Origin of the sequence: Streptococcus danieliae (assembly GCF_013415245.1) — a bacterium.
Classification (GTDB): Bacteria; Bacillota; Bacilli; order Lactobacillales; family Streptococcaceae; genus Streptococcus; species Streptococcus danieliae_A.
This window is the reverse complement of record NZ_JACBXX010000125.1, coordinates 39,051-55,930: the sequence shown is the minus strand read 5'-3', so window position 1 is coordinate 55,930 and position 16,880 is coordinate 39,051. Positions and strand designations below refer to the sequence as shown.

The window sequence follows — 16,880 nt, the reverse complement described above, 5'->3', positions numbered from 1 at the left end:
CATTCTTCTTTAAAAGTAATGTCTAGGTCTTGAATTCCGAGTAATTTTTGAGTATTATAGTCCATATAAAGCAATTCCTATTCTGATGTTTTTTCCACTTATCAGTTTACTAGGAATTGCTTTTTTTTGCACTCTGAATTACAAAAAAAGTTGCATGGAGAGAAAGCTTTCCACACAACTTATTATAGAACCATTTTATAAAAGAAAAGATGACTTATTTTCCTAAACAGAACTGGGAGAAGAGTTGGGTAATCAGTTCATCAGGAGCAGCGTCTCCGGTAATCTCTCCTAGAATTTCCCAGGTGCGGGTGAGATCAACCTGGAGCAGGTCAACCGGCATTCCGAGAGCTAGGCCTTCGTTGACTGCCTGCAGGCTCGCTAGGGCTTTTTCAATTAGACTGATGTGCCGTGAATTAGACAGGTAGGTGGCATCCTGTTCCACCAAACCAGCATTTTCAAAGAAGAGCTGGTTGATCCGTTCTTCAATGGCTTCAAGATTGTCTTGTTTTAAAACCGAGATAGGGATGGCATCAGCAGGCAACTGATCTTTTTCAATCTGGCTTTCCAAGTCGGTTTTATTGAGAAGGACAATTCGATTCATATCCTGGGTCAACTCCAAGAGTTGCCGATCTTGATCCATCAAGGTCTGGCTAGAGTTTAAAACGAGGAGAACCAGGTCAGCCTCTTGCAAGGCCTTGCGGGATCGTTCCACACCAATCTGTTCCACGATATCTTCTGTTTCGCGAATCCCAGCTGTGTCAATCAGTTTGAGTGGAATCCCCTGGATGTTGACATATTCCTCGATGACATCCCGAGTGGTCCCGGCAATGTCCGTAACGATGGCCTTATCTTCTCTTAGAAGACTGTTAAGCAGACTGGATTTCCCAACGTTGGGCCGACCGATAATGGCAGTGGTAATTCCTTCTCGTAGAATTTTACCCCGGCGTGCCGTCTGAAGCAGTGAAGATAACAACTGTTCAAAGTCAGCTGTTTTTTCCCGCAAGAGCTGGGTTGTCATTTCCTCGACATCATCGTATTCAGGATAATCAATGTTCACCTCAACCTGGGCTAGCGTATTGAGAATTTCCTGGCGCGTGTCATTGATCAATTGCGAGAGGGAGCCATCCAATTGTTTAACCGCGATATTCATGGCCTTATCGGTTTTGGCACGGATTAAATCCATAATCGCTTCGGCTTGTGTCAGGTCGACCCTGCCATTTAAAAAAGCGCGTTTGGTGAATTCACCCGGTTCAGCCAAACGTGCCCCCTGCCGGATGAGGAGCTGGAGAATCTCGTTGGTGACAGCCACCCCTCCATGTGTGTTAATTTCAACCACATTCTCACGGGTAAAGGTCTTAGGAGCCAGCATAATGCCCACCATAACCTCGTCCAAAATCTCATCCTTATCGGGATCGATGATATGGCCGTAATTAAGAGTGTGGCTTTCTACCTGGTCCAGATTTTTCCCCTTAAATACTTTTTTCAAAATGGTTAAACTATCGGACCCTGAAAGTCGGACAATTCCGATAGCCCCTTCCCCTAAGGGAGTTGAAATAGCAGTAATGGTATCGAATTCTTTGGTAATCATAATTATCTTTCTAAAATCTTTTATGGAATAGTGTGTTGAAGTCTCTAGCTTTAAATTCAAAAAATCTTGGTGGAAGTTTCGAATAACAAAGATGTTTTTTGTCCCTTTGGAAAATAGTTCATGTAATATTAGATTTCCTTGAAATTGTAGTCTATGCTAAAACGGAGCTGACTTTAGTCTTCTTAAATCACTTTGCTAATAGTTCCAAGCCCATTAGCAAATAAAATTAATCGCCTACTCAAGATTAGTAGTCAAGCTAAAATTTTTAGCAAGTCTAGGTGGTTAGGGAGTGAGACAACAGTCTTAACTCTTGTATTTTGATTAGCAAAATACCTTTGACGCAGTAGTTGATTTGGTCTAACAGCATTGTATATTGTTAGACCAAATATTGTGTGCTATATGAAGAATATTCCAGGTTCTTCCATTTAGGAGCCCAGTGAGTCAATTCTTGATTCCTTTGATAGCGAACATGACCTAATCAACCTTGCAGGAGTGGGATGTTTTGCTAAATAAATTACAACACATTTTTGATGTGTCATAATTTATTTAACAATGGTAACTCGTGAAGGATAAACGCTGGGTCCCAGAGGGGGGGAGGCCATTGGCTAAGCATTCCTATGTGCCTGGGGTTATCTTTTTATTTAGATTTCCTAAGACTCTCAACAAAGTTTTGAGGGTCTTTTTCTATCTCCGTAATAATAAAGTCGATAAACTGCTGCGAATAGGTATCGTGTTCAGAATTTCCGATTTTATGGCGATAAGAGTCTTTTTCATCTTAGAGTTTCTATTCTTATATTACCATTTTTCTGAATGAGGAGGAGATTTAGGCATTTTGCTTTTAGAAAAGACTGGAAATTCGCTTTCCAATCTTCTCTTCCTATTCAGTTGTAGCAGGTTGTTCGCTTGGGATGGTTGGGGTCTCAAGGGATGTGCTAGGTGTTGTCGTTTCTGGTTCTAGGATTTGGCTGGAACTTTCACTGGTAGTGGGAATTTCATTTGAAGGGGTAGAGGATTCCAGGGTTTCTGTTTTTTCCTGGCTGCTAGAGCTCGGGGTTTCGGGGTTACCTTGGAATTGCCGGATAATAGTTTGAACAGGGTTAGAGTTGCCTTCATTGGTGGGATTGTTTCGGTTCATAAAGGTATAGATCGTGATGGAGGCTGTAATGAGACCGAGAATTCCTCCGAGAATCGCTAGTGTGCGCTGGAAGGCGTTGAGGCCGCTGTTGAGTTTTTGTTTGGTTTTTTCCTTGTCAATTACGGGTTTCTTGGGTTTTTGTTTGTTGCGTCTTGATAATTCTGTCATACGTTTACATGTCTCCTTTCTCTTCTTATTATAGCTAGGGGGAGGAGAAAATTCAAGGTTGAACTGGACCTGCGTTTTCCTTCCGTTCGAGAACTATAGAGATCGAGCAGCTTGTACCGGTGCACAGTTTTTATTTGACTTTGATTTCTAGAGTGGTAAAATAATGTTACGTGGATTTCAATCAATTTTTCAAGTAACTTGGTGAAGATTGGTTGACACCTTGCCAAGGTTGTATGCGTAAATCTCGTTTCGCTGGATGTGGGATACTGCGTCAGGATAAGAAATTATCTGATTGGTGACAATTGGATGTTGCGATGTGAGAGAGTAGCAAGAGTGCGTACAGCGTGGAGTCCATGCGTAACTAGATCAACAACAGACGGCGGTAGTGATAATAGACGCCCCAGTGGGGAATAACCCGTGAATCCCTTGCTTTGCAACAAGCGGTGAAACGGGAATGCAAAACCAAGCTATGATGCACTTTGACGAGTGAAAAGCTCGTTGCTTACGCTAAAGTTGTGTACAAGTAGCCTAAATGTGCAGAAAGAAAGGAACACATCTCTTTGAAATTCTGAATGTCAGGTGAAAGTTGGAGGTAACCAGTCCTACCTAGTCCTTGTAATGCTAAAGAAGTCTTGAGGTCGCTCCTCCTGGCTCAGACTTTAGTTGACTATCGATTAATGAGTTGCGTACGGGTGAAGCAGAGTGAAGGCTCACTTGAAAAATTGATTGAAGTTCATGAATCAAAAATCGCCCTGAAGTTGGGCGGTTTTTGATTTTCCCAGGGCAAAAAGGGATAATGCCGAAATTGTTAGCGCTTTTTGGAGAGAATAGGAAGCCTTGTTGTCTGGGATTTGTGGCTTATCTGTTCTTATTTTTAATGGTTCATGATAAAATAGGAGACATTGAATACAAGGAGTCGTAAATGATTTATTTTGATAATGCGGCCACTACCAGACCCTATCCGGAGGTTTTGGCCACTTATACGGAAATTGCTTCGAAAATCTGGGGAAATCCTTCCAGTTTGCACCGTCTAGGTAATCAGGCTCATCGGTTTTTGGAGGCTTCACGCAAACAGGTTGCAGATTTGCTTGGTAAGGATTCGCAAGAGATTGTGTTTACCTCTGGCGGGACTGAGGCTGATAACTGGATTATCAAGGGTGTTGCCTTTGAAAAGCAGGATTTCGGACGGCATATCTTGATCTCAGTTGTGGAGCATCCAGCGGTGGCAGAATCCGCTCAATGGCTGGTAGGACAGGGGTTTGAGGTCGAGCAAATTCCGGTTGATAAGACGGGGCAGGTCGATTTAGAGCGCTTTGCGGCGCAGATTCGTCCGGATACCATTTTGGTTTCAGTGATGGCTGTGAATAATGAGATTGGACGTATTCAACCAATTCCAGAGATGGCTCGGATTTTGGAGGCTTGGCCCAAGGTTTCCCTCCATGTCGATGCCGTGCAAGCCCTTGGTAAGCTAGATGTCTCTTTGTTCTTGCCGGAGCGCGTTGATTTCGCCAGTTTTTCGGCTCACAAATTTCATGGGCTACGGGGTGTCGGATTTGCTTATCTTAAAAAAGGAAAACGGCTGTCTCCCTTGCTGACAGGTGGTGGGCAAGAGGGAGAGCGCCGGTCGACTACTGAGAATCTTGCCGGTATCGGTGCTATGGCCAAGGCCTTGCGTTTGAGCATGGAAGAGCGAGAGTTTGTTCAAGAGCGTTTGGCAGCGATTAAGTCTAGCCTGCTGCAAGAATTAGCCAAGTATGAAGATGTGGAGCTTTTTTCGGACTTGGATGGTCACAGTGCCAATATTCTAACCTTCGGCATCAAGGGAGTTCGTGGCGAGGTTCTGTTACATGCCTTAGAAGCCTACGATATTTTTGTTTCTACAACCAGTGCCTGCTCGGCCAAGGCAGGGAAGCCGGCTGGAACCCTGATTGCAATGGGAATTCCTGGGAACAGGGCTAGTTCTGCGGTTCGCTTAAGTTTCTCGCGGGAAAATACGATGGCGCAGGTGGAACAGTTTTTAACCACCTTTAAATTGATTTACCAACAGACAAGGAAAGTACGTTAAGGATGCAATATTCAGAAATTATGGTGCGTTACGGGGAATTATCGACCAAGGGTAAAAACCGTATGCGTTTTATTAAACAACTACGTCGCAATATCAAGGATGTTCTTTCTCCTTTTCCAGGAATCGAAATTACAGCTGATCGAGATCGGGCGCATGTTTATTTGAATGGGACCGACTATGAGGCGGTTGCTGAGAATTTAAAAGAGGTTTTTGGGATCCAGAATTTCTCACCGGTCTACAAGGTGGATAAGTCGATTCCGGCGCTGGAAGCGGCGGTTTTGGAAATCATGACGTCTATTTATAAGGAAGGAATGACTTTCAAGATTTCAAGTAAGCGCAGTGACCACAGCTTTGAACAAGATTCTCGGGAGTTGAATGTGACCTTGGGCGATGTGGTCTTTCGGAACTTCCCCTATGCCAAGGTTGCCATGAAGGGGCCGGATATTAATCTGCAAGTAGAAATTCGGGAAGAGGCAGCCTATCTAACGCATGAGCGGATTCGAGCTGCAGGTGGTTTGCCGGTTGGCACCTCTGGTAAAGGGATGTTGATGCTATCAGGGGGGATTGATTCTCCTGTGGCTGGTTACCTAGCCCTCAAGCGTGGTGTGGAGATTGAAGCTGTTCATTTTGCCAGTCCTCCTTACACCAGCCCTGGTGCCTTGCAAAAAGCCCATGATTTGACGCGGAAATTAACTAAATTTGGCGGTAATATCCAGTTTATCGAAGTTCCTTTTACTGAAATTCAAGAGGAAATTAAGGAAAAGGCACCCGAGGCTTACTTGATGACCCTGACCCGTCGGTTTATGCTGCGGATTACCGATCGCATTCGTGAGGTCCGTGGCGGACAAATCATTGTCAATGGTGAAAGTCTAGGCCAGGTGGCCAGTCAGACGGTTGAGAGTATGCAGGCTATCAATGCGGTCAGCTCTACACCGATTATTCGTCCAGTAGTGACCATGGATAAATTGGAGATCATTGACATTGCCCAGGCTATCGATACCTTTGACATCTCGATACAACCTTTTGAAGACTGTTGTACAATCTTTGCCCCGGATCGGCCAAAAACCAATCCCAAAATCAAAAATGTTGAGCAGTATGAACAACGTTTGGATATTGACGGATTGGTCGAAAGAGCTGTTGCTGGAATCAAGGTGACAGAAATTACACCGCAAGTCCAGCAAGATCAGGTTGATGACTTGATTGAAGATTTGTTGTAAAAAAATATTAAAAAATTATGCTTCTTTCTTGCTTTTTTAGTTTGAATGGAGTAAACTGTAAGAGTTGACTATGCACATCCTGTGCAACCGCACGATCATCGTTTTAAGTGGTTCGCCCCACGATGCTAGGCGAGTCTTCACAAAAGGGGAAACCCAAAAAATTTATAGGAGGTGCATAATGAGCACATACGCAATTATCAAAACTGGCGGAAAACAAGTTAAGGTTGAAGTCGGTCAAGCAATCTACGTTGAGAAGTTAGATGTTGAAGCAGGTCAAGAAGTTACTTTTGACGAAGTTGTTCTTGTAGGTGGTGAAAAAACTGTCCTTGGAACTCCTGTAATCGCTGGCGCTTCTGTAGTTGGAACTGTTGAAAAACAAGGAAAACAAAAGAAAGTTGTAACTTTTAAATACAAACCTAAAAAAGGTAGCCATCGTAAACAAGGTCACCGTCAACCTTACACAAAAGTTGTCATTAATGCAATCAACGCTTAATTAGAGGTGAACACATGATACAAGCAGTCTTTGAAAAAGCCGAAGATGGCGAGCTGAGGAGTGCAGAAATTACTGGACATGCTGCCAGTGGCGAGTACGGCTTTGATGTCGTGTGTGCGTCGGTTTCTACGCTTGCTATTAATTTTGTAAATTCAATTGAGAAATTTGCAGGCTTCGAACCACATCTAGAATTAAACGAAACCGAGGGTGGTTTTCTACGCGTGGAAATTCCACAAAGTATCCCCCCTCACCAGAGAGAGATGGTTCAACTCTTTTTTGAGTCCTTCTTTCTCGGAATGGCAAATTTGGCGGAAGACTCGTCGGAGTTTGTACAAACAAAAGTGATCACTGAAAGCTAATATGGAGGAAAACAATTATGTTGAAAATGAATCTTGCTAACTTGCAATTATTCGCCCACAAAAAAGGTGGAGGTTCTACATCTAACGGACGCGATTCACAAGCGAAACGTCTTGGAGCAAAAGCTGCTGACGGACAAACTGTAACTGGTGGATCTATTCTTTACCGTCAACGCGGTACTCACATCTACCCAGGTGTGAACGTAGGTCGCGGAGGTGACGATACACTTTTCGCTAAAGTTGAAGGTGTTGTTCGCTTTGAACGTAAAGGACGCGATAAAAAACAAGTTTCTGTTTACCCAATCGCTAAATAAGTCCTAAAAGACGATGAAATAAGGCTTTCCGAGAGTTTCGGAGAGTCTTATTTTTGTTTTGGTACCCACTTTGGTACCCATATTTTAAAAACCAATATAGGATGCGAATTTATTGGCCACTTCATTCTTTGCGTTTTGTGTAACGTGGGCGTAAATATCCATGGTTGTTTGAATATTCTCGTGACCAAGCCGTTCCTGAACTTCTTTAACACTTGCCCCAGCTTCAAAGAGAAGAGAGCAGTGAGTGTGTCTAAAACCGTGAGGGGTAATCCGTTTGAAGCCGGGGTATCTTCTCCAAATACGATTGAGCATATTATTTACATGGACAATGCTTTTAGGGTCTCCGTTCTCATTTTTGAAAAGTAAGCCTTTGGTGCTATAAACTTTCCAATCTTTTAGAACTTGAACAGTTTGAGGGTCTAAAACAATTGTGCGAGCACTTTTCTTTGTTTTCGGTGTTTGGAAAATTATTTTGTTTCCTTCTCCTTTGGCTAGTGTTCGGTTGACTTTTAAAAATCCATCTTTTAAATCGATGTCCTTCCACATTAGTGCAGCCACTTCATTTTTCCGCATACCTGTAAAGGCCAGTAGCCGGAGGAAGGTTAGCATTTCTGGGTCATCCATTGTTACTACAAGAGAGAAAAATTCTTGTAATTCATCTTTATTGTAAAACTGGTCTAATTCACCCGTTTCTTTTTTCTGACGTTTTGGCTTGAGAGTTTTTCTCATCGGGTTATTCTCGATCAGTTCCATGGAGATTGCGTAGTCAAAAACTTGATTAGCTATGCTAGCAATTCCAAAGAATCTTTTATATTTTGTGGCCCACTCATTGAGTTGTGTTTGGCACATGGTTAGGGTAATCTTATTAATGGGTTTGTGCCCAAATACCGGTAAAATGTGGCGTTCAGCGATGTCTGTTTGGCTCACAAAAGTGGATTCTTTGACAGTGTTTTTATAATGACTTTTCCAAATTTCGTAAACCTGTGCAAAAGTAGTAGTAGTATTTTTAGCCCTAAAGGTTTTCTTTTCATAATCCGAAAGACATTTGGCTTCGGCGAGACGTGCTTCTCGCTCTGTTTTAAATCCTCTCCGTTTAGTAATAATTTTTTTACCCGATAGTGGGTCGATTCCATGATAAGCTTTGAAGTAGTAGGCGGTCGTACCGCCTTTTTTATATTGTCCGATCATATTGTACCTATCTTTCTTCTGTGGTAAAATGAGTATTATAAAAAGCGCTTTTGAATGCGTACTTTTTATTTTAAGCAACTCTTTCACACTCAAAGTTTGGCGATGGCGAGTGTGAAAGAGTTTTTTTTATTTGTATAAGCGTTCAATCATTTGGAGACCTTCGGGACTAAAATACTCTTTGTATTTTAAGATTTCATTTTGCCCCTCAAGTTGGAAGGCTTCAAAATAACGATTGATGAAGTTGGTTTCTTCCTCTGCAAGTCCATTGACCATTGTTTGCAGTGCACTAGCCATAGATTTTGAATTAAAATTAGTATTGTTGGAATAAGTGCGAGAAAAATTTGTAATCTCATTTAAATGATCAGAAATTTTCTTGACAGTAGCAATATATTCACTTGGAGCAAGAGTTGTCTTAAGAGTTGATTCCATTTCTTCAATCTCTTGAAGAAGAGATTGAACATCATTCCCATGGGAAATGACCTCGGAGACACTTGCTCTTTTTTCAATAGTTTTTGTGATGTTGCCATTCGAATCTGCATTTTTAAACAATATTGCGACAGCTCCGCACAAGCCTATTAGAGTAGGGATACCAGTCCAGCAGAACAATAAGGATTTGATACCTTTATTTTTTTCGCCCGAATAGAAATATTGAGCTCCAAAAGTACCTAGGAAAAGAGCTAGCATGAAATAAATCCATTTATTGTAAGTATAAGAAACAATTTTTGAAGGTTGGATACTATTAATTGGCGGGGTTTTAACAGGATTTGCTTTTTTCTTATTACTTTTAGGATTTTTAACTCCTTTCAAAGGATCAATAGTGGTTTTGTTGTAAACTTTGTTATAAACAGCTTTCTTAGGATTATTTATCAGTCCCATACCTTTTTTGCCGTAAAGTGGATTTACATTTTTTTTCATCTGTCTATTGAGTTTTCTGGTAGTCTTTGCTTTCAAACTCTTTTTGAGGTTAGGGGTTCGCAATCCAATCTTCATTATTCTGCCGCCTTTCGTATTTTTGAAATCATGCGTAAGTTGTTCGCTAAAGTGATGATGGGTATGTGGGAGCTTTTGGTATTCATATCCCTACAATATTTTTAAATTCTTCTTGTATCATTTTTTCTCCCCAAGTTGTAGAAATTTTATGGCGTTTGGCAAATTGCAACCAGTTGAAATCAGCAACATCATATTGAGCCAGTTCTTCTTCGAGAAGTGTTCTAACCATGAAACGATCTGCTTCATTTTCGTATTTAACGAGCAGTCTTTGGTAATTTACTGGATTGTGCGTGATATGCCCTAATTCATGCAGTAGAACTCTATGACGTTCTTCGTTGTTTAGTAGGCTATTGATATAAACAACCCTGAACTCAGGCTCATAGAAGCCATCACGCTCAAGTAAATCACCGTGAAAGATACAAAGTTCAACTTGAAACTGTTCCAGTAATTCTTTATCAGTCAAATATATCAGTCCTTTAAATAAAATTATTGTTTCTTGCTATCGAGATATCCTTTAATGATTCCTTGAATTGTGATTTTCTCTTCTTCGGTTAATGGTTTTCCATCAAAAAGCATAACACCGTTAGCCAGTTGTGCGAGATCCATCTCTTTTCCAGATGGAGTAGTATAGGTATCTGATGCAATATTTGGATTGTCTGTCCTACCTAGTAGATAATCAGTAGATACATTAAAGTAGTCTGCAATTTCAGCAATTCTTTCAGCGTTGGGCTTTTGAGTTTTCAACTTATAGAGTGTGTTTCGGCTATAGCCTAGAGTTTCCTCTAGTTGAGTGAGTGTAATCCCACACTGTTTTGACAATTCCTTAATTTTTTCAAACGTTGGAAACATTGATTTATCAACCTTTCTAGGGTATGACAAAAAACATTTCAACTTTTTGGGTGAAGAGTGTTGACAATTCAACCAAATGGGTGTATCATGTTTTTGTAAGCAAGAAATGAATAAGAAAACAACTAATCAAACAACTATAAAAACAGTTTTGGCGAACAGGTTTAAGTTGATTTGTTAGAGCTGTTTAGTATGCTTTAATTCTAACCTTTTGGGTGTGAAATGTCAAGCTATCATCTGCTAAAAAGTTAATTTTTTAGTTGTTTCTTGTTTACACTTTATTAAAAAAGGAGGAGATGTCTATGCCTGATATTTCAGTAGGGCGCAACAAGGTTATCGTTTTTCTAAAAGATAACAATATTAAAAAAAGCGATTTGGCTGTGGCCTACGGTTGCAGTCGCCAAGAAGTTACTAATATTTTAAGCGGTTCGACGAAAGGACCCAAGGCTAACCAATTCATTTTGCGAGTGATTGCTGATTACAACATTGAGTAGTAGGAGGGTAGTGTGGAAGAAAAAACAAAAGACTTGGAAAAAGAAATCCAAGCCTACATTGATGAACACCCTAATTGCGAAGTGCATTTTAGTAAAGAAATTTTACTTGATAAAAGAGAACCTATAATCAGACAATCTGGTTTTCGATGGGTGGTACGTGTTAAGCATGATCCTATTGACTTGCTTTAGTAATCGTCCAAGTATCTGTTAGGAACGAAGCTTCACTGTGGGAAGTGATGATGCTAAATCCAGTGGCCGGTTCTGAGTGGTTGATACAGTTCACTCGGGTGTACTCAGTGGTATTTTGCCTAGAATGGAATATTACTTTGTCGACACCGTTAAATGTTCGATGTGAACCAGTTTTTAGATTTGTAACACGAATAAACATACTTTCCTCTCCTTTCCATAGATTTTGAGTAAAAATAATGAACGCTTTCTACTCAAAATCATTATATCACGCTAGGGGAGTATGGGTAATGTTACCCGCTAATGAAAAAAAAGCCCCAACGGACGGTAATCCGGTGAGGGGCTAACTAAAATAAATCACTTTAAGTATACCACAGAAAGGAGGTATGGCTATGCCTAAAGCTGAGATAGTTTATAGACCTGTGAATCAGGGTGAAGATGCGACGCACGGTGATTATGCCCACCTTATGCAGAGGTGGCAAGGATTAACTAAACAAACAGCAAAACAGTGGGCTGCAGAGATGAGAGAGCATCCAGATTTTAAGGAATATGTTTTTAACCCAACCTATAGGATTGTATTCATAGATTATGAGGGATTTGGACTGTTTGTCCAATGGAAAAGCCGGAATCGATACAGGACTAAAAAAGAAACTTTAGCGGAAATGCTGGAAAATATCAAATTGGAAAAGCGATTGAGAAAGTAAGGAGGAGCCAAACATGATTACAACAATTTCACTAGTGGTTAATATTGCAGCTATTGCATTTCTTGCGCTAAATCTGCGAAAGAAAAATACTCAGATTAATATTGCAGAAGTTCGTGAGCGTCCCGCTGGATTCATTGATTTCAAGACTGGGCGGCGCGTGGAGATCAACCAGGCAACTAGAAAAGAAGAGTTTGTGAGTTAGGAGGAAAATGAATGATTGTAGAAAAAGAGAAAAAGAAAGAGTCTAAATTTTATCCACGGATTCGGTGTACAGAAGAGGTCTACAACCGAATCGCGGAGATTGCCGACGAATGTGATTTGACTTTAAACGCTGTGATCAGTTCGCTTTTAGAGTATGCTCTAGCTCATAGCCGTGTTGAAACTAAGCAGAAAGTTGTCGAAGAGAGCCGATTGATTATTGGGGAGGAGAGCTGATGGTTATTACAATTAACAGTTTAGAAATTGAGAACGTCAAGCGAATAAAGGCAGTTAAGGTTGAGCCGTCGAGTTCTGGTCTGACCATCATCGGTGGTGATAACGGACAGGGCAAAACTAGCGTCCTAGATGCCATTGCTTGGGCGCTAGGAGGAAATCGGTATAAACCTAGCCAAGCACAGAGAGACGGTGCCATGGCTTCTCCAGCGCTTAAATTGACCCTATCAAATGGACTAGTAGTGGAGCGCAAAGGGAAAAATTCAGCCCTCAAGGTTATTGATCCAAATGGTCAAAAGGCTGGACAACAGTTACTGGATAGCTTTGTGGAAGAACTGGCCATCAACTTACCCAAATTCATGGATAGTAGCCCAAAAGAAAAGGCTGATATTCTCCTTCAGATTATTGGGGTTGGAGACCAGTTATTCCAATTAGAGACCCAAGAAAAGACTATTTACAACAACCGGCATGCTGTTGGAGTTATCGCTGACCAGAAGGAAAAGTATGCCAAGGAACAGCCCTTCTATGAAGATGCTCCCAAAGAGTTAATCAGTCTATCCGAGCTAATTCTACAACAACAGGAAGTCTTGGCTCGAAATGGTGAGAATGAGCGAAAACGACAAAACCTTGCGGGTATCCAACAATCTTACAATCTCAAGAATGATGAGGTGAATCAACTGCGGGCTCGTTTGGCAGAAGCTGAACAGCAGCTCCAACAATTGTCGTCTGATCTAGCAATTGCTCAGAATTCTGTAGTTAATTTACAAGATGAATCGACTGCAGAAATTGAGCAGAATATTGCCAACATCGAACAAATCAATCTCAAGGTCCGAGCCAACTTGAGCAAGGAAAAAGCGGAAGAAGATGCCAAGGCTCAACGTCGAGAGTACAAAGATCTAACTGAAAAGCTGGAAGCAGTTCGCAAGGAGAAGCAGGAGTTGCTTACGACTGCGGACCTCCCTTTGCCTGGTCTATCGGTGGTAGAGGGAGAGTTGGTCTACAATGGCCAGCGCTGGGATAACATGTCTGGTTCCGAGCAACTCATGGTATCAACTGCCATTGTCCGCAAGTTGAAGCCAGAGTGTGGGTTTGTTCTGATTGACAAGTTGGAACAAATGGACCAGAAATCACTTCAACTGTTCGGGGCTTGGTTGGAGTCGGAGGGCTTACAAGCGATTGCGACTCGGGTATCAAGGGGGGATGAGTGCTCGATCATCATTGAAGATGGTTACTCGGTTGAGAATGAGTCCTATCAACCTGTTGTACCACAAGCTCCCAAGACATGGGAAGGAACATTATTCTAGAAAGGAAACCTTATGCAAATCACAAAAGGAAGACGTGCGAGAGCTCAACGTGTGGTCATTTATGGCCCGGAAGGAATTGGTAAATCTAGTATTGCAGCCAACTTCCCCAATCCAGTCTTTATCGACACAGAAGGATCTACGGACAATATGGATGTGGCCCGGATGGATAAACCGACTAGCTACACCATGTTAAAGAATCAGATTGCTTTTCTTAAAGCCAATCCAACAGCTTGTCAAACCTTGGTCATTGATACGATTGACTGGGCTGAAACCTTGCTTGTTCAGGATATTTGTAACCAACATGGCAAACGAGGAATCGAAGATTTTGGATACGGTAATGGCTACACTTATGCAGCGGAAGAAATGAAACGATTCTTGGACTTACTCCAGGAGCTGGTTGAGTTAGGTATCAATATTGTGCTTACTGCTCACGCTCAAATGCGGAAATTCGAACAGCCAGACGAACTTGGTGCTTATGATCGTTGGGAGTTGAAGTTGGGGAAAAAGACCAGTTCACAAACCGCTCCCATCGTCAAAGAATGGGCTGACATGGTGCTGTTTGCCAACTATAAGACCACTGTTGTAACGACTGACAGTAAAAAGAAAAAGGCCCAGGGGGGAGAACGGGTCATCTACACCCAACACCATCCAGCCTGGGATGCCAAGAATCGCCATGGGTTGCCGGAACAGATTCCCTTGGACTACTCCGCAATTGCGCATCTATTCCAAGCACCGCAAGCAGCTCCCGTTAGCCAAGAACCTGTTCAACAACCAGTACCACAAGAACCCGTCCAAGGTTCGCAACCGGGCATGATGGGACCTAATCCTGTTGAGCAACCGACAGCACCGGCACAACCAGCACCAGTACCAACACCAGCTACAGATGTAGGGGAAATTAGTCCAGTCATTCCGCAAGGATTGAAAGACCTCATGATCAACAGTGGGGTAACTCAATATGAGCTCATGACAGCTATCTATATGACTAACGTTTATCCAACTGCTACGCCGCCTGAATCGATTGCGCCTGATTATTGGAACTATCTCATTACTGAGTGGCCGAAGGTCTACAAAGCAATTGAGGAGAATGTCCGTGTTGATGAACAACTACCATTTGAAATGAAAGAAGGAGAATAAAATGACAGATTTTAACCAAAATTTTGACCGAGCACTAGAATGGGAAGATGAAATTACCGTTGATGGTAGTGGTTTCATTGAACTAGAACCAGGAGATTATCAATTCACTGTAACGAATTTAGAACGGGCACGACACACACCCAACCCACAAAATCCTGGAAAACTACCAGCCTGTAATAAGGCAATTGTAACGATTTCAATTGAGACAGAAGAAGGAAGTAAGAGTATGAAGCACAATCTTTTCCTTCATAGTTCTACAGAAGGGATGCTATCTGCTTTCTTCGGCGCCATTGGTCAGAAGAAGCATGGGGAGCCTCTTCGTATGAATTGGAATATCCTTGGTGCTAAAGGAGTAGCTCGCATTGGAAAACGACAGGGAACAGGCAATTATGCGGATCAAAAATTCGATGACATCAAGTCTATGATTTATGCCGATGAAGTTGACTGGACTAAGGTTTTGAATACCAATGTACAACCAAGCACACCACAAGCACCAACTCAGCCACAACAAGGACAACAATTTCAACAACCTTACCAACAAGTGCCACCAGCTCAGCCCCAAGCCCAACAACCGCAACAAGGTTCATTCTTTCAAGGGAACACAACGAATATTCCACCCCAGCAACCTCAGGCCCCAACTGGAGCGCCAACTAGCGGTGGATTTGGAGGATTCTAATGCAGCTTAGACCGTATCAAGAAGAAGCACGGTCAGCAGTACAAGCCGAATGGGAACAAGGCCGGAAGAGAACTCTTCTGGTCTTACCTACAGGCTGTGGAAAAACCATTGTCTTTTCTAAGATTATTGAAGACCGTGTGAAACAAGGAGAGCGAGTGCTTATTTTAGCTCATCGTTCTGAATTACTAGACCAAGCAAGCGATAAGTTATTGAATGCTACAGGAATTGGAACAGCACTCGAGAAAGCAGGGTCAACCTCTATTGGTTCCTGGTATCGGGTGGTTGTAGGGTCTGTTCAAACTATGCAGCGGGAAAAGCGCCTTAGTCAGTTTCCCAAGGATCACTTTGACACGATTGTTATTGATGAAGCTCATCATGCAATCTCGGATGGCTATCAACGAGTTTTAGGTCACTTTGATGAAGCTAATGTTCTAGGGGTTACAGCAACCCCAGACCGTGGAGATATGAAAAATCTAGGCTCTTACTTTGATAGTCTCGCTTATGAGTATTCCATTGTAGATGCTATCAAGTCTGGCTATCTTTCGAAGATTACAGCAGTCACGATTCCCCTTACCTTGGATTTATCATCCGTCAGTCAACAGGCCGGTGACTTTAAAGCTAGTGAGATTGGAACGGCACTCGATCCATACTTGGAGCAAATTGCAGACGAGATGGTCAAACAATGTGCAGACCGAAAAACAGTCGTCTTTTTACCGCTTGTTAAAACAAGTCAGAAGTTTAGAGATATTTTGAACCAAAAGGGATTTAAGGCAGCTGAAGTCAATGGAAATTCGGATGATCGAGCGGAGATTCTCGAAGATTTTGACAAGGATAGGTATAACGTCTTATGCAATTCAATGCTTTTGACGGAAGGCTGGGACTGCCCAACAGTTGACTGCGTGGTAGTCCTAAGGCCGACAAAAGTTCGCTCTCTCTATAGTCAGATGGTGGGTCGTGGTACTCGACTAGCACCAGGCAAAGAGAATCTACTCTTACTGGATTTCTTGTGGCACACAGAACGTCATGAGCTTTGTCGGCCAGCTCACTTGATTGCAGAAAATAGTGAAGTGGCAGCTAAGATGACCGAGAACATGGAAGAAGAAGCAGGCACTATCTTTGACATTGAAGAAGTAGAGGTGCAAGCTACCCAAGATGTAGTCGCTCAACGAGAGGAAGCTTTGGCCAATCTCTTAGCGGAACAACGCAAGAAAAAACGTAAGCTGGTGGACCCGTTACAATTCGAGATGTCTATCCAAGCTGAGGATCTTCAGGACTATGTTCCGAGCTTTGGTTGGGAGATGGCACCACCGTCACAAGAACAACTCAATGCTCTTGAGAAATACGGTATTTATACAGAAGAGATTGGAAATGCTGGGAAGGCAAGTAAGTTACTGGATCGCCTGAATAAGCGTCGAGATAACGGCTTATCTACACCTAAGCAAATTCGCTTATTGGAGCGTTACGGATTCCGAAATGTTGGTCTCTGGAGTTTTGAGAATTGCCGGTCTATGATTGATCGTATTGCAGCCAGTGGCTGGCGATTGCCAAAAGGTGTGGTACCTAGAGAGTATCAGCCTAGTTAGTAAGGAG

General features: G+C 42.2%; 20 protein-coding genes, 1 pseudogene and 1 other annotated feature. Of the genes and pseudogenes, 14 read left to right on the top strand and 7 right to left on the bottom strand.

The features are described 5' to 3' along the window. Positions 1–214: 214 nt before the first annotated feature. The 3 genes and pseudogenes from mnmE to HZY94_RS05590 all read right to left on the bottom strand — a co-directional run bounded on the left by mnmE (position 215) and on the right by HZY94_RS05590 (position 2,891). Positions 215–1,588 carry a tRNA uridine-5-carboxymethylaminomethyl(34) synthesis GTPase MnmE gene (gene mnmE, locus HZY94_RS05600; RefSeq protein ID WP_179925359.1) on the bottom strand — a complete coding sequence of 458 codons (1,374 nt, stop codon included), beginning with the start codon at positions 1,586–1,588 and terminating at the stop codon, positions 215–217. 637 nt (positions 1,589–2,225) lie between these two features. Continuing rightward, positions 2,226–2,363, bottom strand: a pseudogene (locus HZY94_RS10665) (DUF3644 domain-containing protein); the annotation flags it as partial. 102 nt (positions 2,364–2,465) lie between these two features. Further along, positions 2,466–2,891 carry a DUF6556 family protein gene (locus tag HZY94_RS05590; RefSeq protein ID WP_179925305.1) on the bottom strand — a complete coding sequence of 142 codons (426 nt, stop codon included), beginning with the start codon at positions 2,889–2,891 and terminating at the stop codon, positions 2,466–2,468. Positions 2,892–3,813: 922 nt separating this feature from the next. Here HZY94_RS05590 and HZY94_RS05585 point away from each other — a divergent pair. The 5 genes from HZY94_RS05585 to rpmA all read left to right on the top strand — a co-directional run bounded on the left by HZY94_RS05585 (position 3,814) and on the right by rpmA (position 7,336). Beyond that, complete coding sequence (locus tag HZY94_RS05585; protein WP_179925358.1) at positions 3,814–4,956, top strand: cysteine desulfurase family protein; 1,143 nt, start codon at positions 3,814–3,816, stop codon at positions 4,954–4,956. A 2-nt stretch (positions 4,957–4,958) separates the two neighbouring features. Continuing rightward, positions 4,959–6,173, top strand: coding sequence for a tRNA uracil 4-sulfurtransferase ThiI (gene thiI / locus HZY94_RS05580; protein WP_179924256.1), 1,215 nt, complete (start codon positions 4,959–4,961; stop codon positions 6,171–6,173). A 75-nt stretch (positions 6,174–6,248) separates the two neighbouring features. Next, positions 6,249–6,320 (top strand) — a sequence feature (ribosomal protein L21 leader region). 31 nt (positions 6,321–6,351) lie between these two features. Further along, positions 6,352–6,666, top strand: coding sequence for a 50S ribosomal protein L21 (rplU, locus tag HZY94_RS05575; protein WP_135037918.1), 315 nt, complete (start codon positions 6,352–6,354; stop codon positions 6,664–6,666). A 14-nt stretch (positions 6,667–6,680) separates the two neighbouring features. Next, the gene (locus HZY94_RS05570) at positions 6,681–7,025 is read left to right on the top strand and encodes a ribosomal-processing cysteine protease Prp (RefSeq protein WP_135037916.1); all 345 of its coding nucleotides are present in this window, start codon (positions 6,681–6,683) and stop codon (positions 7,023–7,025) included. 17 nt (positions 7,026–7,042) lie between these two features. Next, a complete protein-coding gene (gene rpmA / locus HZY94_RS05565) occupies positions 7,043–7,336 on the top strand; it encodes a 50S ribosomal protein L27 (RefSeq protein WP_003032879.1) in 294 nt (97 codons plus the stop codon). 84 nt (positions 7,337–7,420) lie between these two features. Here the strand turns inward: rpmA and HZY94_RS05560 are convergent, their stop codons facing one another. The 4 genes from HZY94_RS05560 to HZY94_RS05545 form a co-directional block, all read right to left on the bottom strand. Next, a complete protein-coding gene (locus tag HZY94_RS05560) occupies positions 7,421–8,611 on the bottom strand; it encodes a tyrosine-type recombinase/integrase (RefSeq protein ID WP_322783467.1) in 1,191 nt (396 codons plus the stop codon). Between the two features lie 39 nt (positions 8,612–8,650). Continuing rightward, complete coding sequence (locus HZY94_RS05555) at positions 8,651–9,439, bottom strand: TM2 domain-containing protein (RefSeq protein WP_228064566.1); 789 nt, start codon at positions 9,437–9,439, stop codon at positions 8,651–8,653. Positions 9,440–9,596: 157 nt separating this feature from the next. Then, positions 9,597–9,977: an ImmA/IrrE family metallo-endopeptidase gene (locus tag HZY94_RS05550; RefSeq protein WP_228064565.1), complete on the bottom strand. Its 381-nt coding sequence runs from the start codon at positions 9,975–9,977 to the stop codon at positions 9,597–9,599. 23 nt (positions 9,978–10,000) lie between these two features. Next, complete coding sequence (locus HZY94_RS05545) at positions 10,001–10,363, bottom strand: helix-turn-helix domain-containing protein (protein ID WP_179925357.1); 363 nt, start codon at positions 10,361–10,363, stop codon at positions 10,001–10,003. Between the two features lie 299 nt (positions 10,364–10,662). Between HZY94_RS05545 and HZY94_RS05540 the strand changes: the two genes are divergently transcribed. The 9 genes from HZY94_RS05540 to HZY94_RS05500 all read left to right on the top strand — a co-directional run bounded on the left by HZY94_RS05540 (position 10,663) and on the right by HZY94_RS05500 (position 16,873). Beyond that, complete coding sequence (locus HZY94_RS05540) at positions 10,663–10,854, top strand: DNA-binding protein (RefSeq protein ID WP_179925356.1); 192 nt, start codon at positions 10,663–10,665, stop codon at positions 10,852–10,854. A 12-nt stretch (positions 10,855–10,866) separates the two neighbouring features. Then, a complete protein-coding gene (locus tag HZY94_RS05535; protein WP_179925355.1) occupies positions 10,867–11,043 on the top strand; it encodes a hypothetical protein in 177 nt (58 codons plus the stop codon). A 389-nt stretch (positions 11,044–11,432) separates the two neighbouring features. Beyond that, entirely contained in the window at positions 11,433–11,744 is a 312-nt protein-coding gene (locus tag HZY94_RS05530) for an excisionase (RefSeq protein ID WP_179925354.1), read from the top strand. Between the two features lie 13 nt (positions 11,745–11,757). After that, positions 11,758–11,946 (top strand): hypothetical protein, encoded by a 189-nt coding sequence (locus HZY94_RS05525; protein WP_179925353.1) that lies wholly within the window; start codon positions 11,758–11,760, stop codon positions 11,944–11,946. Between the two features lie 11 nt (positions 11,947–11,957). Beyond that, positions 11,958–12,179, top strand: a complete 222-nt coding sequence (locus HZY94_RS05520) for a hypothetical protein (RefSeq protein ID WP_179925352.1) — start codon at positions 11,958–11,960, stop codon at positions 12,177–12,179. Next, positions 12,179–13,480 (top strand): AAA family ATPase, encoded by a 1,302-nt coding sequence (locus HZY94_RS05515; protein ID WP_179925351.1) that lies wholly within the window; start codon positions 12,179–12,181, stop codon positions 13,478–13,480. Before HZY94_RS05520 ends, HZY94_RS05515 begins: the two co-directional genes overlap by 1 nt. 12 nt (positions 13,481–13,492) lie before the next feature. Beyond that, on the top strand, positions 13,493–14,614 hold the full coding sequence (locus tag HZY94_RS05510) for an ATP-binding protein (RefSeq protein ID WP_179925350.1): 1,122 nt from the start codon (positions 13,493–13,495) through the stop codon (positions 14,612–14,614). A 1-nt stretch (position 14,615) separates the two neighbouring features. Continuing rightward, on the top strand, positions 14,616–15,290 hold the full coding sequence (locus HZY94_RS05505) for a hypothetical protein (protein WP_228064564.1): 675 nt from the start codon (positions 14,616–14,618) through the stop codon (positions 15,288–15,290). Then, positions 15,290–16,873, top strand: a complete 1,584-nt coding sequence (locus tag HZY94_RS05500; protein WP_179925349.1) for a DEAD/DEAH box helicase — start codon at positions 15,290–15,292, stop codon at positions 16,871–16,873. Before HZY94_RS05505 ends, HZY94_RS05500 begins: the two co-directional genes overlap by 1 nt. The last annotated feature ends 7 nt before the right edge of the window (positions 16,874–16,880 follow it).